Below are 458 nucleotides of genomic sequence, written 5' to 3' on the forward strand. Positions count from 1 at the left end.
AGGTGTCCGCGGTCGTTCGCCTGCGCGGCGACATCCGCGATCCGGACGTGGACGCGCAGGGTGTGATCGAGGCGCGCGTCGCCGGGTTGGAGCGGACGGGACGTGCGGAGTTCGACGTGCACCGCAAGGCGGGCCTGCTCGACGCCCAGGTCGATCTGTACGACGGCTACGACGCGCTCGTGGAGGCCGGCGGGACCGCCACCACACGCCTGAACGAGGTGATGGACTGGCTGCTCGTCGGTGCGCCCAAGCCCGACTTCAAGGACCTGTCGCTGTTCGTGTCCGAGCTCGACGTGACGACGTGGCTCGATCACATCCCGGTGGAGACGGTGCGCGCGCTGGTCGGATCCCCGCTCGACATCGACGGCACGATCGACGGACGGATCGGCGTGCAGGGAAGCCCACGCACACCGCTGCTGCTCGACGCCAACCTCGACGCGCACCTCACGGCGGGTGGT

The 458-nt window shown here is 69.9% G+C and carries 1 protein-coding gene; it reads left to right on the top strand.

Annotation, left to right across the window (positions count from 1 at the left end; genetic code table 11):
- A partial coding sequence (locus M3205_RS25240) for a hypothetical protein (RefSeq protein ID WP_251172368.1) occupies window positions 1–458 on the top strand: 458 nt, incomplete at both ends.

The sequence above is a fragment of the Cytobacillus firmus genome, from assembly GCF_023715565.1.
In the GTDB taxonomy this organism is placed as follows: domain Bacteria; phylum Bacillota; class Bacilli; order Bacillales; family Cytobacillaceae; genus Cytobacillus; species Cytobacillus firmus_C.